This window comes from Cellulomonas sp. P4_H4 (assembly GCF_056400865.1).
In genome coordinates this window covers 1,126,239-1,149,769 of the sequence record NZ_JBFUKL010000001.1, presented here as the reverse complement: position 1 = coordinate 1,149,769, position 23,531 = coordinate 1,126,239, and the positions used below count along the sequence as shown (strand labels likewise).

18 protein-coding genes and 1 tRNA gene are annotated in these 23,531 nt (G+C 70.1%); 6 read left to right on the top strand and 13 right to left on the bottom strand.

What is annotated here, in order from left to right; all coding sequences use genetic code 11:
* Positions 1 to 174 precede the first annotated feature (174 nt).
* The 3 genes from AC1DPN_RS05490 to AC1DPN_RS05480 all read left to right on the top strand — a co-directional run bounded on the left by AC1DPN_RS05490 (position 175) and on the right by AC1DPN_RS05480 (position 3,579).
* A complete protein-coding gene (locus tag AC1DPN_RS05490; RefSeq protein WP_477083679.1) occupies positions 175 to 1,272 on the top strand; it encodes a flavin-containing monooxygenase in 1,098 nt (365 codons plus the stop codon).
* 45 nt (positions 1,273 to 1,317) lie between these two features.
* Positions 1,318 to 2,943: a helix-turn-helix transcriptional regulator gene (locus tag AC1DPN_RS05485; protein ID WP_477083678.1), complete on the top strand. Its 1,626-nt coding sequence runs from the start codon at positions 1,318 to 1,320 to the stop codon at positions 2,941 to 2,943.
* Positions 2,944 to 3,222: 279 nt separating this feature from the next.
* Positions 3,223 to 3,579: a hypothetical protein gene (locus AC1DPN_RS05480; protein WP_477083677.1), complete on the top strand. Its 357-nt coding sequence runs from the start codon at positions 3,223 to 3,225 to the stop codon at positions 3,577 to 3,579.
* Positions 3,580 to 4,259: 680 nt separating this feature from the next.
* On the opposite strand, the gene AC1DPN_RS05475 is transcribed toward AC1DPN_RS05480, so the two are convergent.
* From AC1DPN_RS05475 to AC1DPN_RS05465, 3 genes are all read right to left on the bottom strand, one after another.
* Positions 4,260 to 5,852, bottom strand: a complete 1,593-nt coding sequence (locus AC1DPN_RS05475; RefSeq protein WP_477083676.1) for an MFS transporter — start codon at positions 5,850 to 5,852, stop codon at positions 4,260 to 4,262.
* Between the two features lie 59 nt (positions 5,853 to 5,911).
* A complete protein-coding gene (gene glsA, locus AC1DPN_RS05470; protein ID WP_477083675.1) occupies positions 5,912 to 6,946 on the bottom strand; it encodes a glutaminase A in 1,035 nt (344 codons plus the stop codon).
* Positions 6,947 to 7,366: 420 nt separating this feature from the next.
* The gene (locus tag AC1DPN_RS05465) at positions 7,367 to 11,620 is read right to left on the bottom strand and encodes an nSTAND1 domain-containing NTPase (protein WP_477083674.1); all 4,254 of its coding nucleotides are present in this window, start codon (positions 11,618 to 11,620) and stop codon (positions 7,367 to 7,369) included.
* A 137-nt stretch (positions 11,621 to 11,757) separates the two neighbouring features.
* Here AC1DPN_RS05465 and AC1DPN_RS05460 point away from each other — a divergent pair, with 137 nt between their 5' ends.
* Both AC1DPN_RS05460 and AC1DPN_RS05455 read left to right on the top strand, forming a co-directional pair.
* Positions 11,758 to 12,258 carry a hypothetical protein gene (locus AC1DPN_RS05460; protein WP_477083673.1) on the top strand — a complete coding sequence of 167 codons (501 nt, stop codon included), beginning with the start codon at positions 11,758 to 11,760 and terminating at the stop codon, positions 12,256 to 12,258.
* 974 nt (positions 12,259 to 13,232) lie between these two features.
* Positions 13,233 to 13,670, top strand: a complete 438-nt coding sequence (locus AC1DPN_RS05455) for a cupin domain-containing protein (protein WP_477083672.1) — start codon at positions 13,233 to 13,235, stop codon at positions 13,668 to 13,670.
* Positions 13,671 to 13,948: 278 nt separating this feature from the next.
* On the opposite strand, the gene AC1DPN_RS05450 is transcribed toward AC1DPN_RS05455, so the two are convergent.
* From AC1DPN_RS05450 to AC1DPN_RS05410, 9 genes are all read right to left on the bottom strand, one after another.
* Positions 13,949 to 15,448 carry a GMC family oxidoreductase gene (locus AC1DPN_RS05450; protein WP_477083671.1) on the bottom strand — a complete coding sequence of 500 codons (1,500 nt, stop codon included), beginning with the start codon at positions 15,446 to 15,448 and terminating at the stop codon, positions 13,949 to 13,951.
* A gap of 613 nt (positions 15,449 to 16,061) precedes the next feature.
* A tRNA-Ala gene (locus AC1DPN_RS05445) sits at positions 16,062 to 16,134 on the bottom strand.
* Positions 16,135 to 16,220: 86 nt separating this feature from the next.
* Positions 16,221 to 16,913, bottom strand: a complete 693-nt coding sequence (locus AC1DPN_RS05440; RefSeq protein WP_477083670.1) for a histidine phosphatase family protein — start codon at positions 16,911 to 16,913, stop codon at positions 16,221 to 16,223.
* On the bottom strand, positions 16,910 to 17,299 hold the full coding sequence (gene rsfS, locus AC1DPN_RS05435; protein ID WP_477083669.1) for a ribosome silencing factor: 390 nt from the start codon (positions 17,297 to 17,299) through the stop codon (positions 16,910 to 16,912). Before rsfS ends, AC1DPN_RS05440 begins: the two co-directional genes overlap by 4 nt.
* A gap of 37 nt (positions 17,300 to 17,336) precedes the next feature.
* Positions 17,337 to 18,242: a hypothetical protein gene (locus AC1DPN_RS05430; RefSeq protein ID WP_477083668.1), complete on the bottom strand. Its 906-nt coding sequence runs from the start codon at positions 18,240 to 18,242 to the stop codon at positions 17,337 to 17,339.
* Between the two features lie 560 nt (positions 18,243 to 18,802).
* A complete protein-coding gene (nadD, locus tag AC1DPN_RS05425; RefSeq protein WP_477083667.1) occupies positions 18,803 to 19,411 on the bottom strand; it encodes a nicotinate-nucleotide adenylyltransferase in 609 nt (202 codons plus the stop codon).
* Between the two features lie 49 nt (positions 19,412 to 19,460).
* Positions 19,461 to 19,601, bottom strand: a complete 141-nt coding sequence (locus tag AC1DPN_RS05420) for a hypothetical protein (protein WP_477083666.1) — start codon at positions 19,599 to 19,601, stop codon at positions 19,461 to 19,463.
* Positions 19,602 to 19,659: 58 nt separating this feature from the next.
* On the bottom strand, positions 19,660 to 20,979 hold the full coding sequence (locus tag AC1DPN_RS05415; protein ID WP_477083665.1) for a glutamate-5-semialdehyde dehydrogenase: 1,320 nt from the start codon (positions 20,977 to 20,979) through the stop codon (positions 19,660 to 19,662).
* 4 nt (positions 20,980 to 20,983) lie between these two features.
* On the bottom strand, positions 20,984 to 21,490 hold the full coding sequence (locus AC1DPN_RS05410; protein ID WP_477083664.1) for a MarR family winged helix-turn-helix transcriptional regulator: 507 nt from the start codon (positions 21,488 to 21,490) through the stop codon (positions 20,984 to 20,986).
* A gap of 120 nt (positions 21,491 to 21,610) precedes the next feature.
* On the opposite strand from AC1DPN_RS05410, the gene AC1DPN_RS05405 reads away from it, so the two are divergent.
* Positions 21,611 to 22,402 (top strand): SDR family NAD(P)-dependent oxidoreductase, encoded by a 792-nt coding sequence (locus tag AC1DPN_RS05405; protein WP_477083663.1) that lies wholly within the window; start codon positions 21,611 to 21,613, stop codon positions 22,400 to 22,402.
* A 4-nt stretch (positions 22,403 to 22,406) separates the two neighbouring features.
* On the opposite strand, the gene AC1DPN_RS05400 is transcribed toward AC1DPN_RS05405, so the two are convergent.
* Positions 22,407 to 23,531, bottom strand: a complete 1,125-nt coding sequence (locus AC1DPN_RS05400) for an LLM class flavin-dependent oxidoreductase (protein WP_477083662.1) — start codon at positions 23,529 to 23,531, stop codon at positions 22,407 to 22,409.

Sequence of the window (23,531 nt, the reverse complement as noted above, 5' to 3'; positions counted from 1 at the left end):
TCGCCGGGAAGTCGGGTGCCTAGGCTGGCCATCGCCGAACGGTCTGGCACGACTGCGAAGGCGGTGTGCGTGATTCTTCCCAGTCCGGAACGGGGAAGATGCGCAATCGTGCCGACGCGATGCCCGGTCCCGCGCTCTTAACGTGCTGCCGACCAGCAACGACGGGAGCACGTCATGACCACCACCCAGCACATCGAGACCCTGGTGATCGGTGCCGGCCAGTCCGGCCTCGCCACGGGCTACCACCTGCAGCGGCTCGGCCGCCCGTTCCTGATCGTCGACGGCGAACAACGCGTCGGCGACGGCTGGCGCCGACACTGGGACACGCTGAGGCTCTACAGCCCGGCGAGGTACGACGCGCTCCCCGGCCTCAGCTGGCCGGCGGCGCCCTGGTCGTTCCCCGGAAAGGACGAGGTCGCGGACTACCTGGAGAAGTACGCGATCCACCACGACCTCCCGGTGCGGACGAGCACCCGCGTCGGCCGGCTCGAGGCTCGGGCCGAGGGTGGCTACCGCGCCGTGCTCGGCGAGGACACGATCACCTGCGACAACGTGGTCGTGGCCACGGGCACGTTCGGACGGACGCCGTACGTCCCGGCCTTCGCCGCCGACCTCGACCCGTCCATCCAGCAGCTGCACTCGTGCGAGTACCAGCGTCCGTCGCAGATCTCCGCGGGTCCGGTGCTCGTCGTGGGCGCCTCGCACTCGGGGTGCGACATCGCCTACGAGGTGGCCGAGCACCTGCCCACCACGCTGGTTGGGCGGGACTGCGGACAGATCCCCTTCCGGTGGGACCGGAGGGCTCTTCGGCTCGGGTTCCCCGTGGTCGTCCTCGCGTGGCAGCACGTGCTCACCCGGCGGACGCCCATGGGACGCAAGGCGCTCGACGAGGTCCGGCACCACGGCGGACCGATGACGCGGGTCAAGCGGGAGGACCTCGCGCGGCGTGGCGTCGAACGAATCACCCTGCGGGTCGCGGGCGTCGAGGACGGGAGACCGGTGCTGGACGACGGCCGGGTGATCCCCGCCTCGACGGTGATCTGGTGCACCGGCTTCCAGCAGGTCTTCGACTGGATCACGGTTCCGGTATTCGGTCCGGACGGATGGCCCGAGGAGTACCGCGGCGTCGTCGAGAAGGCGCCCGGGATGTTCTTCTGCGGCCTCGCCTTCCAGTACGCCTTCAGCTCCATGGTGCTGGTGGGCGTGGGGCGTGACGCGGAGTACGTCGCGTGCCGGATCGCCGAGAGGGCCGACGCGTTCTCGGCTGCCTGACGGCTCGTGCGCGCACGTCCTAGCATCAAGTGAGGGTGGTGCGCCGTGGGACTGATCGACGATCTGGAACGAGCACGGGAGGCCTATGAGCGCCGCGAGTGGGTGGCGGCGTACGACGCGCTCTCGGACGCCGACGACTCCGCCCTCGACGCCCAGGACTTCGGACGGCTGGCGACTGCGGCCTACCTGCTGGGCCGGCAGAACGACTGCGTCCAGGCCCTGCAACGGGCCTACAAGGCGCACATCGACGCCGGCGAGACCGTACCCGCGGTCCGAGTGGGATTCTGGCTCTCCATGGTTCTGCTGGAGAGCGGCGAGTCCGCCGTCGGGGCCGGATGGGTCGGGCGCTGCCGGCGGCTGCTGGAACAGGTTCCCGGCGACGTCGTGGAGCGTGGATACGTCCTGATGCCCGTGATGATGCGCCACATCTACGCGGGCGAGTTCGAGCCGGCGTCGAAGCTGGCCGTGGAGATCACCGAGTACGGGCGGAGGTTCAGCAACGCCGACCTGCTCGCCCAAGGGCTCAACGCACAAGGCCGGATGCTGATGTACGCGGGCCGCGTGCCGGAGGGCATGTCACTGCTGGACGAGGCGATGATCGGCATCTCGATGGGCGAGGTCTCCCCCATCATCGCGGGGCACGTGTACTGCTCGCTCATCGAGGCGTGCCAGGAGGTCTCCGACTACGGGCGCGCCGCCGAGTGGACCAGCGCACTCACCGGGTGGATCGAGGAGCAGCCCGGCCTGGTCCCCTTCACGGGTCAGTGCGCGATCCACCGCGGGCAGATGATGGGGATCCGTGGCGCCTTCCGTGCGGCGCTCGAGGAGTTCGACCGCGCTGTACGGAGGTACCTCGATTCCGGGACGCCGGCGGCCGCGGGACTGGCCCTGGCCGAGGCCGGCAACCTGCATCGCATCTGTGGTGACCTCGACGCGGCCGAGACTGACTACGAACGGGCGACCGGCTTCGGGTACGAGTCGCAGCCGGGGCTGGCGCTGCTGTGGCTCGCGCGGGGCCGCACCGGGGCGGCAACCAACGCCGTCCACCGGCTGCTGGCCGAGCCGCGGGACCCGGTCCACCGTTCCCAGCTGCTCGCCGGCTCGGTCGAGGTGCTGCTCGCGACCGGCGAGGTCCAGGAGGCGCAGGCCGTCGCCGACGAGCTGGCCGCGATCGCCGAGGCGTTCAGGTGTGCGGCGCTGTCGGCAGCCGCTCACCAGGCGCGAGCGAGTTGTCTTCTCAGCGCGGGAGAGCCTGGCGCGGCCGCCCTGGAGGCTCGCAGCGCCGTGGCGCAGTGGCGGTCGCTCGACGCCCCGTACGACGCCGCACGCTGCCAGGTGCTCCTCGGACGCGCCCTGCGGGATCTGGGCGACGGCGACTCGGCTGTCGCGGAGCTCGGCCAGGCACGACGCGTGTTTCAGGGTCTCGGGGCGGCGCCGGCGGAACGCGACGTGCTCCGGCTCGTGCATCCGAGTCGTCCCGCGGGACTGACCGAACGCGAGGTCGAGGTGCTCCGGCTGGTGACGAGCGGCCGCAGCAACTCGGAGATCGCCGCCGCGCTCGTGCTGAGCGACAAGACCGTCGCGCGGCACCTGTCGAACATCTACACGAAGCTGGGCGTCGCGTCCCGGACGGCCGCCGCCGCGTTCGCGTTCGAGAACGGGCTCGCCTGACAGGCGCGCCGTCCCGTCACATCACGAAACCGGGTGATCGACTCCACCACGGTGACTAGCCGAACTGCGCCCCTGCACAGGTCCGACAGATGACCCATGACACTTCGGCAGATCTGCGTGATTCTCCCGATGCGACCGGACGCGCCGCGCCGCGATGGTGGAGCGAGGAAGGCGTTTGGAGGATCCCATGGAGTCATCACAGAGGACGGCACGGCGGTCCTCCGCGGCCGCGTCGGGCGGGGACCACGACCCCGGTGCCGCGGCGGTCGAATCCGCCCCGTGCTGCGAGGCGCGCTGGGGATCGGAGCCACGCGGGGGCCCACCGTGATCGCGTTCGCCGAGATCGCCGGACTCGCTGGCTCGGCCGTCTCCCTGGTGCTCTGGTGGCCCCAGGCCGTGTTGGTCTGGCACAGCCGGGGCGACCCGGACCGCCTCCGCGCGGTGTCCGTGACCTCGCAGGTCCTGCTGGTCCTGAACGCGGTGATCTGGGGCGCGTACGCAGCGTCCACCCAGTCCCTGTGGGTCGGTGCACCAGGGTTGGTCAACGCACCGCTCGCCCTGCTCACGATCGGAGTCCTGCGGAAGGCCCACGGGGACGCCGAGTCGCTGCCCTCCCGGCGCCAGACGAGAGCATGAGCTCACCGAACGGGTCCACCACCCGGGGTCAGAGGTGCTCGGTGTGCAGCAGACCCCACTGAGTTGACGGCGACCGTCCTTGGCTCGAGGCGCTGCCGCGGCGCGCTCGGTGAGTAGGCACAGCGCACCGAGTGTGTGCACGCATCGCGCGACATCCCTGCGGCTGGCGGTGCCCGCAGATGCCGCCAAGCAGGGCAGAGACACACTCTCGAGACCGCGACCTAGAGTGTCCGACTTGCGTCCACCGCAAGCCAAGCGACCGCCTCTCCGACTGGAGAAACGGCCTCGGACCTGCAACTTCGGTGGAGCTCAGGGGATTCGAACCCTTGAACCCGTGAATCACCGTCGCAGCCGACGTAGGGCGTCTCCGAGGAGGAAGCTCACGCGAACCGCATAGACGGATGGACTTCCAGCAACGCCACGCAAGGGCCCAACGACCCGTGGCTGGCGGTGAGATGTTGGCTAGGTTCATTGGTGACGGCCTGGCGGATGGACCGCGTTGCCGCTGGTTCGTCGCCGCTGGGGCGCGCCCGGGCTGGAATCCGTTCCGCGCGCTTCGGCGGTCTCTCTCCGGGCCTCGCCGCTCACCGGGTCGCCTCGTGAGCATTTCCGGCGATCACTCTGTAAGCCCGTCGGCGCCGGCGAGGTGGTGGTGGAACGAGCCCAGCCGGGGAGCGTGCTCAGGCCTTTGAGCCCGACGGTGCGGGTTCCGGGCTGGGGTCGGGGATCTCGTGGGGTCGGTAGCGGGGCAGTCGGCTGGCGGGGGCGATCGCGATGAGGCTGAGCCCGGCGAGGACCAGGAGCGCGAGCTTGAGCGTGCGGAGTCGGGCGTCGGTGTTGATCTGGACCGCTTCGTCGACCTGCTCGGGGGTCGCATCGGTCTCGACCAGGATGTCGCGGAGCTGGTCGTTGCTGATGAAGTTGGTGTTGTCCAGGTCGACCTGGGCGACGAGCGCGGGCGGCAGCGCGACGCTGCTCGCGACGGCCTGCCCGATGTTCAGGGTCAGCAGCGTGACCAGGAGGGCCCCTGAGAAGGCGGTGCCGACGGCTGAGGCGAGGTTCTGGGTGGTCCCTCGGATGGACCCGACGTCACCGGCGAGCTCCTTGGGGGCGGAGGTGACGAGCACGTTGAACACGAGGGTGACCAAGGCGCCCTGCCCGATCCCGAACACGATCAGGCCGAGGATGGTGGGCAGCGTCTCCCAGTTGTTGTTGACGACGAATGCCAGCCAGACCAGGGCGATGGTCGTGAGAGTGAAGGAGAAGACGCCGATGGTCCGTGGTGGGAAGCGCCCGTAGGTCCGCACCACGAGGGTGGCGGTGATGAAGACGGTGAGGTTGAACGGCATCATCGCCAGTGCGGTGTCGAACGGGGTGCGGCCTTGGACGATCTGGATGTAGAGCGGGACGGTGAAGTTCAGCGCGGCCTCGAGCGCGACCACCACGAACATCGCGTACACGGCCGCGCGCTCGCGCGAGGAGCCGAGGATGGACAGGCTGACCAGGGGCATCCGGCCGGACTCGGTGCGGCGCCGGCTCCAGACGAAGAACGCCTGTCCGAGTGCCACGCCGACCACGATCATCACGGGTGCGGGGGAGAGCCCGAGGATGTCAAAGGGTGCGCTGTCGCGAGCGAGCAGGATGCCCCACGTGTTGAGGTTGTTGAACCCGAGGGTGAGCATCACGATCGCGGTGCCGATGAGTACGGCGGCCACGACGTCGATCTTGATCTGGTCGTTGCCGCGGTCCGAGCGCAGCCGGAAGCTCAGGGCGAAGACGGCGATGGCGAGCCCGAGGACGATCGCGAAGATGGGTCGCCAGCCGATGAGCGTGCCCAGTGCGCCGCCGATGAAGAAGGCGCTGACTCCGGAGATCGCTCGCGCCGATCCGAGCGAGCCGATCGCGGTGGCTTGTTGGGGACCGTGGTAGTTCTCGGCGATCAGGGCGACGAGTGAGGGCACGATGATCGCCGCGGACGCGCCGGCGATGGCTTGGGCGGCGATGACCCAGGCGATCGTCGGGGCGGTGATCATCATGAGCGCGGAGACCGCGAACGCGACGACGACGATGCGGAAGGCGATGATCCATCCGATGCGCTGGCCGAGCTTCGCGCCGACCATCACCAGTGCGGCGACGGCCAGCCCGTAGGTCACGATGGCCGTGCTGACGGCGGTGGGCGGTACCCCGAACTCGTCGACCATGCCGCCGATCGATACCGGGAGCGCGGCCACGTTGAAGGACATCAGGACCTGGGCAAGGAACAGTCCGATCATGGGGACCCACGACGTTCGGACCTGCGCGCTTGGGGACGTAGCGGTCGGTGTGGAGGAGGTCATGCGCCGGGCCCTTCTTCGTGCTGGTGGGCGGCCGAGGCGAAGACGTTCAGCCCGAGCACGCGTGACAGGTAGGCGGTCGCGCGCTGGCCGCGCACGCTGTTCCCGGCGGGGTCGAGCAGCGGCGAGAAGGTGCCGATCCCGGCCTTGCCGGGTGACACCGTGACGATCCCGCCGGCCACGCCGGACTTGCCCGGCATGCCGATCTCGAACAGCCATTCACCGGAGCGCTCGTACAGCCCGTTCGCTGCGAGGACTGCCAGGGTGTCCCGACACACGTCGGGCGACACGACCCGATCACCGGTGACGGGGTTGACCCCACCGTCGGCAAGCGTGGCGCCCATGATGGCCAGGTCTCTGGCCGTGACCAGCAGGCTGCACTGCTTGGTGTACACGTCCACCACGCTGAGAGGGTCCAGCTCGATGCGCCGGTAGCTCTCCAGGAGGCGCGCGATCGCGCGGTTGCGCTGGTTCGTCGCGACCTCGGAGGCGTACACGTCTTCGTCGAGCTCCAGGGTCCGCCCGGCGAACCTGGACAGGCCCGTCCGGATCGCGTCCCACTGCTCGTCCGGCGTGTCGCCGGCCATCAGGGCGGTCGTGGCCAGAGCGCCCGCGTTGACCATCGGGTTCATCGGGTGGCCGTCGTTCAGCTCGATCGCGATCACCGAGTTGAAGGCCAGGCCCGTGTTGTTGACGCCGACGCGCTCTCGCACCGCCGCGTGTCCGAGGGTCTCGCACACCAGGGCGTACACGAACGCCTTGGAGATCGACTGCACCGAGAACTCGTGGCCCGCGTCGCCTGCCGTGTGCACGCCGCCATCAACCTCCGCGACGCACACTCCGAACAACGTCGGATCGGCTGCCGCAAGCGCGGGAATGTAGTCCGCCACGTTGCCCTCGTCGTGACCGCGGGTGTGTTCAAAGGCCTCGACGAGCAGCTCGTCGACCCGTTCCCAGCCGGGCAGCGAACCGGTCGAGACCGCCTGACCGACACCTTCAAGATCGATATCCACACGCTCCCCCTGACTGGACATTCGCGCGCTGATCTGCGGAGATGCAGATCGTACGACGTCTGGGTGCATTCAAGGACTGAGCCACCCTCCATCACGCGACAGGGATTCGCCGCTACGAGGTCGTCCGTGTGGCCGTCGAGTAGATCGGTCCAAGAAGTGTGCTCGCGGCGGCCCAACAATCAATTGACGCCGACCACGACCCGGCACCCGCTGTCGGCTGATCTCGGCGCGGCGTTGCTGATGTCAGGATGGCTCTTGTGCTCCGCATGGACGTCCGGCTCGGGCAATACGGGAGACCCATGCCCGTCCTCACACCAAACGGGAACGGCGGTCCGCCGTCAGTCCCACGCCTCCACACGGTGCCCGTCCGTGGCGCCGCACCGACGATGCGCCAGTGAACGACCACTACATCTCACACCCTGGCCAGAACGCTCGGCGGAGTCATTGCGGGCACGTTGCCTGGTACGGGCGGCCGGGGAAGAACTGGTCCCACTCAGCCTGGGTCATGTTTCGTCCGGCGATGGCGCAGGCGCGCTCGACCCAGGTGCTGGTTCGGGTCGGGACGGTCCAGCTGCTGCCCTCGAGTGTGGTGACCAGGAGCCCGCTGCTGTCGGGGAGGTAGGCGATCGAGACGTCGTGCATCCGTTTGGGGAGAGGCATGCTGGCCTGGTACTCGCCGGTGCGGCCGTCCCAGAGCCGGATCCGGTCAGGGCCCGCGGACGCGACCTGGGTCCCGTCAGGTGAGTAGACGAAGGTGACCTCCGAGGCCCAGTCCACTCTCATGGCTGGTGCGAGCCAGGCTCCGGTGTCGAGGTCCATGATCCGTGCTCGCCGGTCGGCGTCGAGGCCCATCAGGCGTGTGCCGTCGGGTGAGAGTGCAGGGACGACCCCCGCGATGGTCAGTGGGCCCACGGCGGCGGGATGCTGCGCCCCTCGGATCGACGGGTCGAACCGCGAGGCCGTCCCGTTCTTGTAGATCACTAGCACCGTCCCCGTCGCGTGGTCGGGGAGGACCGCGGCGACGTCATAGCCCACGAGAACGGGTTTGGCGACCTCTTCCAAGGTCGTTCGATCCAGGGTGAGCAGAAAGCCGTGGAAGTCCTCGGCGAGGTAGATCCGGTTCCCGGTGGTATCGAAGGCCGCCTGCCAGCCTTCCCTGGATTTCGGGCGTTCTGCGACCAATCGGCCTGTATGGGTGTTCCAGACCCGCAGCACCTCCTCGCGGTCAGAGTTGGCGAGGAACCAGCGTCCGTCGCGGGAGAAGTTGTGCAGGTCCTGGTCGTCCAGAAGGGCGACGGAGCTGGTGGTCGTGCCGGTGCGGTCGTCGACGAACGACAGACCTCCGAGCCCGTGGCGTGCCACCGTCCGCCCGTCAGGGGCAGCGTGGGCGAGTCTGAGCTGCTCGTGCTCGGACGCGGTGGAGGCGCCGAGCGCGTAGAACTCGCGGGTACCGGACAGGTCCCACTTCATCAGGTCCTCGGTCCCCGTATAGACAGTGCTGTCGTCACCGCTGAATCCGGCGGCCGACGATCCAGTCCCGGGGGCCAGTCGACCGCGCTCGGCGCCCGTCGTCGCATTCCAGACGATGACGCCTCCGTCCATCGACACGGACAGCAACGATGTCCCGTCGTGGGAGAAATGCAGGTCCGTGATCTCGTCGGAGTGCCCAGTCAAGGCTGGGCCGGGCATCTCCAGAGTCGGTGTGGCGAGCCGGAGGATGTGGCTGGGCGTGGCGACCGCCAGGGTCGAGCCATCCGGGCTGACGTCGACCCCCCGCGCGACGCGCCCCGACAGCAGAGCTGGCGAGACCCAGCGAACGAGCTGGCCCGAGTCGACGTCGTACTCGAGCACCGTTCCGACCAAGCCCTGGATCAACGTGCTGAACGTCTGGGTGCCACGCACCACGGCGTAGACGCTACGGCCGTCCGGACTGAGGGCGACCTGTTCGACCTGTGGCACCTGGACGGTGAACAGCGGCTCGTCGCGGTGGGCGAGGTCCCACACCGAGATCACCCCTGTCGGGCTCCAGTCCCCGTGATTCAAGAAGTTGATGCCGGCGGCAATTCGCTGTCCGTCGCCGCTGAACACCAGAGCCTCCTGGACGCGAGCGTCCGCGGGCCAGCCGCCGAGCTGACGGGCGGCGCGCCTGCGCTCGGGCATGTCGTACAGAACAACCGGCTCGGACTCCACTTGCGCGATCTCTGTGTCTCTTCCATCGTGGGCCGCCGCCAGGAGGGAGCTGTCCGGGGAGAAACTCACGACCCCGTGCGGTCGGTCGCCCTCGAGCTCCCGAGGTTGCAGGGTCGTCGCGTCGAACAGCTTCACGCCTGACACGGGATCGCTCGCCGCGACGAAGGCGCCGTCAGCGCTGACCGCGAGGGAGTCGTCGTCAGGGAGCCACGACAAGCCGCCGGGCACGGGTGCCGAGATGTTCGTCTGACGAACAGCGAGCAAGGACGGATTGCGCATGAGAGCCGCGCCGAGGGTGTCCCATGCCTGGGGCGAGCTCCCCACCCTCAGTGCCGCGACCGCCAGCAACAGGGAGGTGGCCGGTGCCTCGATGGCGAGGGCCCGAGAGCCCTGCTGGCCGCCCACCACCAGGGCCGCCGAGGCCTCGGCCGCGCGCTGGTTGCGCCGGGCTCGGTCGGCGCTGCCGACCGCCAGGGAGCCGGCAACCAGGGCCACGGCGAGCAGGGCACCGACGGCACTGAGCGCCCCACGGAGCCGACGGTTGACGACGCGCTGGTAGGCCGCCTGTGCTGCGGCCGCGCGTTCCTCGCTCTGGTTCAGGGCCAGGGACGCGTCGAGGAACGCCTGCTCGGTCTCGTCGAGATCGGGGGCGACGTGGTCTCGCCAGTCGAGGGCGCGGTCGAGCCGGGCCCCTCGGTAGAGCTCGCTGTCGGGCCGTCCCAGTGCCGCCCAGGCGTCGGCGGCACCGGAGAGGTGGCGAAACAGGCGTTGGCCGTCGACGTCGTCATCGAGCCAGCCGCCCAGTCGCGGCCACTCCCGGAACAGCGCCTCGTGGGCGACCTCGACGCTGTCCCCGTCGACGGTGACCAGCCGCGCTGCTACGAGGCGCTCGACCAGCTCGACGCTCTGGACATCACCGGCGACCTTGGCGCGGGAGACACGGGCCCGGACCGGGTCGCCGCCTTCGGTCCGCTGTACCAGCCGGAGCAGAAGACTTCGCAGCCGGGCACGCTGGGCGTCGTCCATCGCTTCATAGAGGGTCTCAGCTGATTGGGCCACGGCATGCCGGACGCCTCCTGTGGCCCGGTAGCCGCTGACGGTCAGGGTCGGTCCCTCGCGGCGCTGCCAGGTCTCCTGGAGAACGTGAGAGAGCAACGGGAGAGCCGCTGGTTCGCCCTGTACCTCGCGGACCAGCAGGTCAACCAGGCCCGGCTCAAGGCGGAGCCCGACCCGCAACGCCGGTTCCTCGATCGCCCGACGCAAACCAGGTTCGCCCATCGGGCCGAGCAAGAGCATGCCATCCTCGATCACCCGCCTGATGCGGGGGTACGGCGCAAGGTCACCGAGGTGGTCAGCCCGAAGCGACAGCACCAGCGGCCCGCCGGCATCGACGTGTCCCGCGACGGCCGCGAAGTACGCCGCGCGTTCGACCGGGTCCGAGCACATCGTGATGGCTTCCTCGGCCTGGTCCACCACCAGCGTCTGGCGCCCGCCCGGAGCCAGTCCGACCAGTGAGTCGCGAGGCCGCGCGCCGGGGGTCGTCACCAGGACGCGATCACCGCCCCGCAGCAGCGTCGCCACCACCCCGGCGCGGACCAGCGAGGACTTGCCGACCCCCGAGGGCCCGACGACCGCCAGGACACCCGTCTCGCGCAACCGCCGCAAGGCGGCTGCCACCTCGTCGTCACGGCCGAAGAACAAGTCCCCGTCCATGGCGTCGTAGGCGAGAAGACCCTGGTAGGGGCAGACCCGGCTGATCTCCCGCCCCAGCCTCGGCGTGAGCGACGGGTCCTGACGCAGCAGGAGCACCTCGAGGTCCGCGAGCTCTCGACTCGGATCCATGCCGAGCTCATCGGCCAGCATCGCGCGGGCACGTTGTAGAGCGGCCATCGCCTCTGCTTGCCGACCTGAGTGGTGAAGCGCGGTCGCGAGAAGCACCCAGCGCCGCTCCCGGAACGGGGCACGGGCAACCAGTCCACGCGCCTCCTCCAGCACCGACGCGGCCCGCCCCGCGGCGAGGTGCGCCTCCACGAACAGCTCCTCGGCGTCCATACGCAACCCGTCGAGCTGCCCGGCACGCACTCGGCCCGGCTCCCACTCGTCCAGATCCGGCAAGGCTCGCCCCCGCCACAGATCCAACGCTTCGCCGGCCAGGTACGCGGCACGATCCGGGTCGTCGCCGGCCAGCGCCTCCCTGGCCCGCTGAAGGCCGCGCTCGAACCGCGCGCTGTCGAGCTCGAGCTCGGTCAGCGCCAGGCGATAGCCGAAGTCGCCGGACTCGATCGCCGCGCCCCCCAGCAGCTTGCGCAGCCGCACGACGCACCCCTGGAGCACCTTCGCCCAGGAGGCCGGCCGTGTCTCGCCCCACAGCGCGTCAGCCAGCACCTCTTTCGACAACGAGTCACCAGACGCGACGACCAGGGCCGCGAGGACGACGCGGTCCCGACGACCCGGCTCACGCGCCAGGCCATCGATCTCCAGCGGACCCAGGACGGAGACGCCCACACGGCGACTCTCGTGCTGCCCGATACCCGTGTCAACAGGCGCGATACCGCGGCGATACCACCGCGGAGGCGCGCCGATACCGGCCGGTGCGAGGACGGATCCGGAACGGTCCAACCCAACACCGAGAGGAAACCCTCATGAAGCGATCACAGCTCGCCGTCCCCACTGGAGCCGCCTGCCTGGCACTGCTGTTCGCCGGCTGCACAAACGGCTCCACCGACGCCGAACCCGGCGGGTCGACCGGTACCGCCAGCGCTCCGCCCAGCTCGGCCGTCGGCACCCTGTCGGCGGAGGAGGCAGCAGCATTGGCCGTCATCGACGAGGCATACGCCGCATTCAACTCTGGTGACCTCGAGCGCTGGGTTGCGGCGCGTAGCGCGGGCAACTACGACCCCGACGGTGCCGGAGCGGCAGACCCGGAGGAGACCCAGATGTTCAAAGAGCGGATGGATGCCGGTGACCAATTCACCGCGATCAAGTGCGTGTCACACGGCGAGGGTGTGTGGCCCAACGTGGACCCTCGGGTACCGGCCGCCGAGGGCTACTCCTTCAGCTGTGAACACAACGACGGCGGCGGAACGTATGTCATCCACTGGGTGGTCGCCGACGGCGAGATCGTGGCCGCGGGCTCCGACTGATTGCTCGATTCCAGCGTGGGTGCACGAGTGACCGCTGCGCGTGACTGGTGATCGCGCTTCTGCCAGATGCGCTGCGAGAGGCAACGCACGAGGGCTGTGATCGTCACTGACCACCTCAGCCGTCACGTCATGCTTCCGCAGGTTGGCGTTCGTGCGTAATTGGCGTTGACAACGCTGCCGGCACGCGAGGACGGTCTGATTACGCCGCTCGCACCTATACCTCAGGTGTCTATGTTGCTGGTGGCGTATTAGCTGGGAGTCCCCATGTGCAAGGGCGCACGTAGGAGTGACGGAGGGTGGCACCGCGCTGCTGCCAGCGTGGCACCGCATGCGGCCACTGCGAACCCAACCCACCAGAATGGTCAAATCACTTTCGAACCTTACGACCAGCTCCCGGACGAATCATTGATCGCTGTCGTCAACTCCGAGGGCACGAATGTGGAGGCGGTGCAGCCACCAGGCGTTGCGTTCGGCAGTCCGCACGCGTCACCGGCCGGTACGCGGATCGCCGGCACCAACCCGCTGTCGAGTCCCCCGACCCTTGCGGCGGGGCCAAGACCGACCCCGGCTGACGTGGGTGCTTCGACAGGGCATGGACACGTGGTGGCAAGAGGATCCCCTTCATCGTCAACAAAGCACATGGCGAAAGTGAGGGCGCACATGCGGCCAATGTCGACGTAGCTAACGCCACCCACGAGCACGCACGGAGGCTCCGAGAACGCCGACTGGAGAACGCCTGGACAGAGCCTCGACACGGTCGCACAGACGGTGGCCATCCGAGCCAGACGTGGTCATCCGTCTCTGATCCGAGCAGGAAAGCGTAAGTCCCGATATCCGGTAGATCAACCTCGAAAGGAACCAGGGAAATGAATAGTCCGCTGCCCAGAACGACCACCGGGCTTATCAGCGACCCGGCTGAACGACCGATGTCTGGAGGAGGAAGGAAGCGAGCCGCCCGTTGGACAATGTGGAGCGTGGTATTCGCAGGCGTGGCCACGGCGGTGACCGTCGCAACTGCAGCGGCCACGCCGCCGTCAGGGCTGACGAACGTCCCCCTGGCGCGCGGCACCAACACGTCACATGGGACCATTCCGCTCCAGTTCGGCAGCGACATCGTGATGGCGCAGATCACGGTCGAGCCGGGTGGGTCCTCCGGCTGGCACTCGCATCCGGGCGGCGCGATCATCGTCGTCAAGCAGGGTTCGCTCACCGTCTACTCACCGGTCGGCAAGGACTGCGAGACCACGACGTACAGCGCGGGGCAGGCGTTCGTCGAGCGGCCTGGCGAAGTTGATCAAGTCATCAACACCGGCACGGTCCCCTACATCCTCTACGTCACGTTCCCGCGCGTGCCTCTGGGCGACTCCTCGAGGACTGACCAGGCAGACCCAGGCGTCTGCGCTGGACTCTGACGACCTCACTGACGGTTGATCGTCGCGCGATGTGTGCACCGAGTGTGTGCACACCGCGCGACATCCCTGCGGCTGGCGGTACCCGCAGGTGGCCGCGAAGCAGGGCAGAGACACACACACTCTCTAGACGGCGACACCGACAGGGTCTTCTGGGGACCAGCCACGGCTCTAGACAGCCAGTTGAAGCCGTCGCGACCCACTTCACATCCGGCCGCGGAGGTGGACTCCCCACCTCCTTCCAGAACCGAGGGGCGCTCGGCACAGCCGTCGAGGACCACTCAGTCGTCGAACCGAGTGGCGAGGTGCTCGGCGATCATGATCGTGGGCAGATGGGTGTTCGCCGACGGGATGTCGGGCATCACCGACGCGTCGACCACCGACAATCCGGACACACCATGGACCCTCCCGGTAGCGTCGACGACCGCGCCCTCTGCGGCGTCCGGCCCCATCGCGCAGGTGCCGACGGGGTGGTGGTAGGTCCACACTGCCCGCCGGATCCACTCTCGCAGTGCAGCTCGGTCGCCCCGCCGAACGTTGTGACCGGGCCGCAGCTCTACCCCGCCCGAGAGGCGGGAGATGGCTCCTTGTCGGCAGGCATCCCACGCCTGCCCGAACCCGTCCGCGAGGCGGTCGAGATCCGTCGGCTCGCGAAAGTAACCGAGGTCGATGAGCGGGGCCGTCTCGGGGTCGTCGCTGGTCAGCCGGATGCTGCCCCGCGACAGCGGCTTGAGCAGTGCCGTCCCGACGAAGAAGGCCGCCGTTCCGTCGTCGAGGTACGGCCCACCGACCATGTGCTGCAGGTCGGGTGGACCGGCCGGGTCCGCGCCGTCGCTCCGGGTCGTGGCCGCGACCTGGAAGACCGGGACCGAGTCGACGGGCCCTGGATGGCGCAGGTCTACCGACACGACCGGGTGGTCAGCCAGGTTCGCGCCGACCCCCGGCAGGTCGACTCGCGGCCGGACACCCACGGCCAGCAGCTGTTCCGCCGGACCGATCCCGGACCGCATGAGCAGCACAGGCGTGCCGTAGGTGCCACCGCAGAGCACGATCCGGTCGGCGTAGACGATCTCCCCCGACAGCAGCCTGACCCCCGCGACCCGGTCGTCCTCGAACAGCACGTCGCGTGCCTCGGCGCCGCAGGTGACGGTGAGGTTGGCCCTCTCCCCTTCGCGCGGCAGGTAGGCGATCGCCGTGCTCACGCGAACCCCGTCGACGCAGTTCGTTGGAATCCTGCCCGCGCCGACGGCCCCCGGGGCGTTGAGGTCCGGGACCTGCGCGCAGCCAAGGTCCCGCAGTGCCTCCTCTCCAGCCCACGCGACGTCGGTCAGCTCGCCGTCGCTGTATCGGCGGATCGGCACAGGCCCGCGCTCCCCGTGCCAGGACTCCGAGCCGTGGTCCGAGTCGGTCTCCAGCCGGACGAAATCGGGGAGCACGTCGGCGAACGACCATCCCGGGTTGCCCGCCAGCGCCCAGGCGTCGTAGTCGCCAGGGTGACCCCGCAGGGCGAACGTCGCGTTGGTCGACGAGCACCCGCCCAGCAGCCGTCCGCGTGGGAGGCGACGAACGGCCCCGTCGGGGCCGGGCACCTCCGTGTAGCCCCAGTCGTGCCCCATCGTCGCCCGGCGGCCGTCACGGACGTCGTCGGGCGGATCCACTCGATAGTCCGGGCCAGCCTCGAGCAGCAGCACCCGCCGGGAAGAATCTTCGCTCAGGCGACCGGCGAGCACGCATCCGGCAGCGCCGCCTCCGACGACGACCACGTCCCAGCCCACCGACACGGAGACTCACCCCGTTCCCGACGTGACCAAGCCGAAACTGCCCCGGCCCGCTCGTGGAGCCCGGTAGAGGTCGACATTCTCCGCCGAACTGGCTCGCAGCAGTCGGCCGTCGGCTGTTACCACCTCCGCCGACACCTGGTGCTCTCCGGCCGTGGCAGGACGGCGATGCCGTCCCTGCCGTAGCGCGATCCCCGCCGCAAGAGCTACCTCGCAGGTGACTGCGAGGAAGACACGTGGGTTCTCGGGGTCGACGTGGGCTCCCGGCATCGCCATGACCGCGGCGACGCCGCAGAGTGCGGCGAGGGGCAAGGCGATCAGCCACCACAGGTGGACCCACGCACCCAGGAGCGCGGCCGCGACGACCATCACAAGCAGAGCCACATTGCGAGGCTTGCATCGGCGCGCCGGTTCGTCAACGCCACGGCTCCCCGCGACCTTCAGACCCCGGGACTCGAATTCCCTGCGCCACATGGGGTTCTAGTTCCGGACTCTGCGCCCCTCAGCAGCAACGATGCGCTGTCCAGACCGCCGCGCAGAGGTCCAATTCGTGTCCACCGCAAGCCAAAAGGCCGCCTCTCCGACTTGAGAAACGGCCTGTGACCTGCAACTTCGGTGGAGCTGAGGGGATTCGAACCCCTGACCCCCTGCATGCCATGCAGGTGCGCTACCAGCTGCGCCACAGCCCCGTAGCCCGCCGTGACGGGCCACCACACCCTTGCGGGCGCTCGGAGAGTTTACGACGATCGGCCGCCCAAACGCTAATCGGCGTCAGCTAGTCGGGGTCGCGGGTCTCGGTGTCTGCGTCGTGGCCCGCGTCCGGACCGGCGTTCCAGTCGGAGGACGCGTCGGTCGGGCCGAGGTTGTAGCCGACCATCCGCCACGACGGGGCGAAGTCTCCGCGCGTCGCGACCAGCTCGGTCCAGTGCGCGTTGTGCATGCCGGCGAAGCCGTGCCAGTCCTCGGGCATCCCGAGCAGGGCACCGACCGCGGAGCTGATCGCCGAACCGTGCGAGACCACCACGAGAGTGTCGTCGGGACCCAGTGCCGCGACGTGCTCGGTGATCCCTTCGAACGTGCGCTCGGCAACCGCGGCACGGGTCTCCGCGCCGACGCCCTCGGGCTGACCGCCCGCGCGCCAGACGGCGAACTCGTCGGCCCAGTCCCGGCGCAGGTCTTCCCCCGTCAACCCCTCCCAGACGCCGAAGGATCGCTCACGCAGACGCGGGTCGACCACCAGGTCGAGGCTCGACGCGCGGGCGAGGAACGACGCCGTCTCGTGGGCGCGCGACAGGTCCGACGTGACGATCGCGGTCGGCTCGTGGCGTGCCAGGAGAAGCGCGGCGGCGGTGCGGGCCTGCCAGCGACCGACGTCGTCGAGCGGGATGTCCACCTGGCCCTGCAGCCGCGCCTGCGAGTTGTAGGCGGTGCGGCCGTGCCGGACCAGGAGCAGACGACCCGCCGTCACGCGCCGGCGCCCTCGTCGGTCCCCCGCGCGTCCGCGGGAAGGTCGATCACGGGGCAGTCCTTCCAGAGGCGCTCCAGGGCGTAGTACACCCGGTCCTCGGCGTGCTGCACGTGGACGACGACGTCGCCGAAGTCGACGAGCACCCAGCGGCCCGCAGCCTTGCCCTCGCGGCGGATCGGCTTGGCGCCGAGCTTGAAGAGCGCCTCCTCGACGGCGTCGACGATCGCGCCGACCTGACGCTCGTTGGTGCCCGAGGCGATGAGGAAGACGTCGGTGAGCACGAGCTGCTCGCTGACGTCGAGAGCGATGATCTCCTCGGCCTTGATGTCGGACGCGGCGCGAGCCGCCGCAACGGCCAGCTCGATCGCACGTTCGGTCGCAGCCACAGGTCTCCTCGGGTGTTCAGTGGGTCGTTCGGGATTGCTAGACAGAGTCGACGACGACGCTCGACACGGCGTGCGCGGCAGGAGCCGACGCCGAGTCGGCCGCGAGCCCGCCGGAGCGGCTCCACAGGAGCACGATCAGGAAGCCCAGCACGAACGCGACGAGCGCGAGTGCCAGGAAGTGGAGCCAGGTGTACGGGTGGCGGGGACGCGCGTCGTCGTCCTCGTCGTCCTCGTCGTGAGAGAGCGGTGCGGTCGCGCCGGCACCCACCGGAGCGGGGAACGCGACTCCCTCGGCACCCGGGCGCTGGGCCGGCACGGTCCCGCCGGCGGCGGGCTCGGTCGGCGACCACGACAGCGGGCCTGAGGCCGCCTGCGGGGCTGGGGTGCTCGGCGTCGGCGACCATCCCTGTCCCGGCACCGCGGCGGGAGCGTCCGGGCGGCTCGTCGCCGGTGCGTCAGGACGGCTCGTCGCTGGTGCGGTGGTGCGCGCCTGGGTCGGGTTCGACTGCCAGGAGGGCGTGGACGGCGGTGCGGGCGGGGCGTCGGACGCGGCACCCCAAGCGGTCGGGGCAGCGGCGGCCGTGCCGGCGGCGATCCAGCTCGGACCGTCGCGACGAGAGGCCGCGGCGCCACCGTCGGGAGAGGCGGTGGAGGGCTGCCCGCTGAACGAAGGCTGCTGGCCGAAGCTCGGCTGCGGCGCCGAACCCGGTCGCGGTGCCGCCGCGGGCTGGCCGGGCTGAGTGGGTGCCGGGAGCGAGCTCGTCCGCGAGGGCGTGCCCGGCTGCAGCGGGACGGAGCCCGGTCGCGCGACGGGCGGCTGACCAGGCTGGGCCTGGGCACCCGGAGCAGGACGAGCCTGACCGGCCGCCTGCGCACCCGCCGCGGACGGGGCGCTCGACGCCTGGAACGAGGTCCGCTGCGGCGTAGCCGGCGACGGGGACACCGCTGAGGGCTGCGCCGGCCGGGTCTGCGCGGTCGGGGCGGGTGCCGCTCCACGCTCGCCCCAGGCCGCCTGTGCGGAGGACTGCGGCGGAGACGGTGGCCGGCTGACGCTCGACGCCGCGGCGAGCGGCGCCGCGCTGCTCGGCGACGCCGGCCGGCTCGGGGCAGGAGTGCTGGCGGCGGGCGCGCTCGAGCTCGGCGCCGACGACCAGGGGGCCGGTCGTGTGGTCGGGACCACGGGTGCCGGCGGACGCGTGCTCGTCGGGTCGAGCGCGGTGTCGCGGATGGAACGGCGGGACCGCGAGGCCGGGTCGGCGGACGGAGCGGGGGCTACGGGCGCGCCGACGGGTCCGTCGGTCGTCGTCTGCTCGCGCAGCGCCCGGCGCGACGCAGGAGCACTTCCTGAGGCGGCCGACGGTGCGGGCGTCGTCGGAGTCGGAGTCGGAGTCGATGTAGGGGTCGGCTGCGGAGCCGCGGAGCCAGCATCGGCTGCGACACCCTCGACGGAACCCGTCTCAGGCCGGTGGAGCTCGCGACGACTGCGCCGCTCTCCGTTTTCACTCATGACAACCCTCGATACAACCTGTGCTTGGCGATGTACTGAACTACCCCGTCGGGGACGAGGTACCAGACCGGTTCCCCGGCCTTCTCACGTGCGCGGACATCCGTCGACGAGATCGCCAGGGCCGGGACCTCGAGGACCTGGACGCGATCACCGGGGAGCCCGTCCACCGACAGCGCGTGCCCGGGGCGGGTGACCGCCACGAACTGCGCCATCGCGAAGAGCTCGTCCGCATCCTTCCACGTCAAGATCTGCGTGATGGCGTCCGCGCCTGTGATGAAGAAGAGTTCGGCGTCCGGACGCGACTCCTTGAGGTCCCGGAGGGTGTCGACGGTGTATGTCACACCCTCGCGGTCCACGTCCACGCGGCTCACGGTGAACCGCGGGTTCGAGGCCGTCGCGATCACGGTCATCAGATAGCGGTGCTCCGCGAGCGTGACGGCCTGGTCGAGCTTGAACGTCGGCTGGCCCGTCGGGACGAACACGACCTCGTCGAGATCGAACCGGGCGGCAACCTCGCTCGCGGCCACCAGGTGACCGTGGTGGATGGGGTCGAACGTGCCGCCCATGACCCCGAGGCGCTGCCTCTGGACGGGCGGTTGCGTCATCGGTCGATCCCTCCGTCGAACTCGCCGCCGATCCCCACTAGGGGCCGGCTCAGTGGCGAGTCCCGACGCTCCGGAAGGCATACGCGATGAGCAGCATCGCGACGAGTCCGACGAACGCGCCGATGCCGAACACGTACGGCGGGAAGGGCAGTTCGTTCACGACCTCGGCGGCCTCTGCGGCAACGTGCACGTCAATCCTCCTGGGGTGGGGCGGGGTGGGACCAGTGTCGCACGATCAGATGTGCGGATCAGGGCCGGACATGGCCGTCGCCGTGCACGATCCACTTGGTCGTCGTCAGCTCCCCGAGCCCCATCGGACCCCGCGCGTGCAGCTTCTGCGTGGAGATCCCGATCTCCGCGCCGAGGCCCAGCTGGCCTCCGTCGGTGAACCGGGTCGAGGCGTTGACCATGACCGCGGCGGAGTCCACCTCGGCGACGAACCTCTCCGAGGACGCCAGGTCCTGGGTGATGATCGCCTCGGTGTGCCCGGAGCTCCAGGTACGGATGTGCTCGAGGGCCTCGTCCAGGGAGTCGACGACCTTGACGGCCAGGTCGAGCGACAGGTACTCGGTGGCCCAGTCCTCGTCGGTCGCCGGGACGACGTCCGCCTCCTCGGGTGCGAGTGCGAGCGTCTCCTCGCAGCCGTGGATGGTGACGCCCTCGTCGGCGAGCATCGCGATCGCGACCGGCAGGAACTCGTCGGCCACGGCCTGGTGCACCAGCAACGTCTCGGCGGCGTTGCAGACACCGACCCGCTGCGTCTTGGCGTTGAGCAGGATCGGCAGGGCCATCGCCAGGTCGGCAGTCTCGTCGACGTAGACGTGCACGTTGCCGACACCCGTCTCGACGACGGGCACCGTGGACTCGCGCACGACGGTCTGGATCAGGTCGGCTCCCCCGCGCGGGACCAGGATGTCGACGAGCCCCCTCGCGTGCATGAGAGCGACCGCGCCCTCCCGGCCGTACGCGTCGATCGACTGGACGAGAGCGCCTGGCAGCCGCTTCGAGACGAGCGCACGCGAGAGGACGTCGACGATCAGCTCGTTGCTCGCCGCAGCCGCGGAGCCGCCGCGCAGGATCACCGCGTTGCCGCTCTTGAGGGCGAGCCCGGCGGCGTCCACGGTCACGTTCGGGCGGGCCTCGTAGATCATGCCGACGACGCCCATGGGGACCCGGACCTGGCGCATGCGCAGGCCGTTCGGCAGGGTCGACCCGCGGACCACCTCGCCGACCGGGTCGGGCAGCGCGGCCAGCTCACGCAGGGCGTCGGCCATCGCGACGATCCGCTCCGGGGTGAGTGCCAGGCGGTCGAGCAGCCCGGCCGACGTGCCGTTGGCGCGCCCGCGTTCCAGGTCGACCCCGTTCGCCTCGACGAGCTGCGGGGTGGCCTCGACCAGCGCGTCCGCCATGGCCCGCAGCGCGGAGTCCTTCGTGGCGCGCGTGGCGGTGGCGAGCGTGCGGGAGGCGATCTTGGCGCGCTCCGCGACGGCATGCACCGCCGCGGTCACGTCCGTGCTGCTCGGCGCGTCGGGCGCATCCGTCAGCGGCTGGTCGAGCGACGTGGTCATCTGGTCAGGGTAGTCCTGCCGCGTCCGACGGTGGACGCCATCCTTCCTCGTCCCGGATCGAGCGCATGATCCGTCGGCTGATCTCGCGCAGCTGCCGCGCCTGAGCCTGCGTCAGCGGGTCGAGAACCAGTCGTCGCACGGTCGACACGTGCCCGGGGTCGGCCTCTGCGACCTTCTGCACCCCCAGGTCGGTGAGGATCGCCAGGGTGTACCGGCCGTCGGCAGGGTCGGTCGCGCGCCGCAGCCATCCCTTCGTCTCCAGCCGCGTCGCCGCGCGGGAGAGTCGCGACAGCGAGCTGTTGGCGTAGCCGGCCAGGACGCTCATGCGGAGCGTCCGGTCGGGCGCACCGGCGAGCGCATACAGGACGCCGAACTCGAAGTGCGTCACGTCGGCGTCGCGTTGCAGCTGGGTGTCGAGCGCGGAGGGCAGCCACACGAGCACGGTGGCCAGGGCGGCCCAGGTCTCGAGGTCCTCACCGCTGAGCGTTCCGGGTGCGCTGGTCTTCGACATGACTGCAGAGTAGGGGAGATGACTTGATCAGGAAAGTCATGCCGCCTAGTGTTCACTTGACTGAGCAAATGATTGGGCGGGTGCTCGACGACCGGGCGCCACGCGACGAGACGGGGACACATGGATCTGCAGCTGTCGGGCAAGACCGCGTTCGTGAGCGGGTCGACGCAAGGGATCGGCTACGCGATCGCCGAGGCACTGCTCCGGGAGGGGGTGTCGGTCACCGTCAACGGGCGAGACGCGGACCGGGTCAGGACCGCAACGGCGAGCCTCGAGCGGGCCGTGCCGGGCGGCGTCGTCTCGGGCATCGCCGCGGACTTCGAGGACCGCGAGCAGGTGGGGCGACTGCTGGAGTCGATGGGAGCCCCCGACATCCTGGTGAACAACGTCGGCCTGTTCGAGGTCGCGCCCTTCCAGGACATCTCGGACGACGGCTGGCAGCGCTACTTCGAGGTCAACGTCATGAGCGGTGTGCGGCTCTCGCGGCACGTGCTCCCCCACATGATCGCCAGGAACTGGGGTCGCATCCTCTTCATCGGGAGCGAGTCCGGAGTGAACGTCCCGGCGGACATGACGCACTACGGCGTCACCAAGGCAGGGATGATCGCGCTCAGCAACGGGCTGGCCAAGCTCACCCGGGGCACCGACGTCACCGTGAACACGATCCTCGGCGGCCCGACGTACTCCGACGGCGTCGCCGATGCGGTCGCCCAGATCGCTCGGGCCCAGGCGGTGCCGACGGAGGCGCTGAAGCACGCCATCATCGGCGGGAACCAGACCACGCTCCTGCAGCGGTTCATCGAACCCGCCGAGATCGCCCACCTCGCGGCCTACCTGGCGAGCCCACTCTCGTCCGCGACGAACGGCGCAGCACTCCGTGCCGACGGTGGCGTCCTCACAGCCATGCTCTGAGGCGTCACCCGGTCACAGCGGCCCCGCTGCGCCGAGCGGCGTCGCGTACGGCCACCCCCGCGTGCACCAGAGGGATGACGTTCTCGCCGAACTCGACGGCGTCCGAAAGCAGGTCGTACCCACGCAGCCCGAAGATCTCGAAGCCCACGTCGACGTAGTCGAGCAGGGCGTCGGCCACGGTCCGGTACGAGCCGACGAGGGCCGTCGCACTCGTCGGCAGCCCGCCCGCTCCCGCCACGGTCGGGGTCCAGAGCGCGCGGTCGTGCCGCTCCCCCGACGCCGCCAGCGCCTCGAGGCGCAGGTTCGCCGTGTTCTCCGGCAGCCTGCCCGGCTCGCGCGGCGCTTCCGTGAGGGTGCGGACCCTCCGCGGTCCTGCCAGCTCGTCGATGCGGGCTCGGATCGCGTGCGCCTTGGCCCACGCCTCCTCGTCGGTCGGCGCCACGATCGGCCGGAACGCGATCTGGAGCCGGGGCGTCGGGCGGCCGACGGCGAAGGCTAGCGAGCGCAGGAGCGTCACCTGGTCGGTCGTGGCAGCCAGGGGCTCGCCGAAGAACGCGAAGACGTCGGCCACCCGTGCACCCACCTCGAGCGCCCGTCGTGACGCTCCGCCTGCCGAGAGCCCCGGCCTGTGCGCGGACCGCGCGCGGAGCACGAAGTCCTCCGCCCAGTAGTACGACCCGCCGTGCGTGAACGGCTCCGCCGAGGTCCACGACCGCAGGAGCACCTGTGCGTACTCCGCGAGCCGGTCGTAGCGGGCGTCCTTGTCCAGGTCGTCACCTTCGGCGCGCTGGTCGCTCGTGAGACCGCCGGCGATGAGGTGGACCGTGACGCGGCCGCCCGAGGCGAGGTCCAGCGTGGCGAACGTCTTGGCGGCGAACGTGGGTGCCGAGACGTTCGGCCGGTGCGCGACCCGCAGCTGGATACGGTCCGTGTGCGCGGCCGCCCACGCCGCGGCCTGCGCCGGGTCGGGACCGTCGGACGCGTACGGGAACAGCACGTGGTCCCAGCCGCTCGCCTCGTGGGCACGCGCGATCTCCCGCGTGTAGCCGGGGTCCCAGACCGGTCCGACGAGCGGCGTGGTCTCGGTCGACGGGTTCCCGTACCCGGCGCCGAGGAACTCGACCGGCAC

Coding starts and splice junctions, on each gene's coding strand:
- AC1DPN_RS05490 (WP_477083679.1), top strand. CDS start 175: ATGACCACCACCCAGCACATCGAGACCCTGGTGATCGGTGCCGGCCAG.
- AC1DPN_RS05475 (WP_477083676.1), bottom strand. CDS start 5,852: ATGATCGGACTGTTCCTTGCCCAGGTCCTGATGTCCTTCAACGTGGCC.
- glsA (WP_477083675.1), bottom strand. CDS start 6,946: ATGTCCAGTCAGGGGGAGCGTGTGGATATCGATCTTGAAGGTGTCGGT.
- AC1DPN_RS05460 (WP_477083673.1), top strand. CDS start 11,758: ATGAAGCGATCACAGCTCGCCGTCCCCACTGGAGCCGCCTGCCTGGCA.
- nadD (WP_477083667.1), bottom strand. CDS start 19,411: ATGACGCAACCGCCCGTCCAGAGGCAGCGCCTCGGGGTCATGGGCGGC.
- AC1DPN_RS05415 (WP_477083665.1), bottom strand. CDS start 20,979: ATGACCACGTCGCTCGACCAGCCGCTGACGGATGCGCCCGACGCGCCG.
- AC1DPN_RS05410 (WP_477083664.1), bottom strand. CDS start 21,490: ATGTCGAAGACCAGCGCACCCGGAACGCTCAGCGGTGAGGACCTCGAG.
- AC1DPN_RS05405 (WP_477083663.1), top strand. CDS start 21,611: ATGGATCTGCAGCTGTCGGGCAAGACCGCGTTCGTGAGCGGGTCGACG.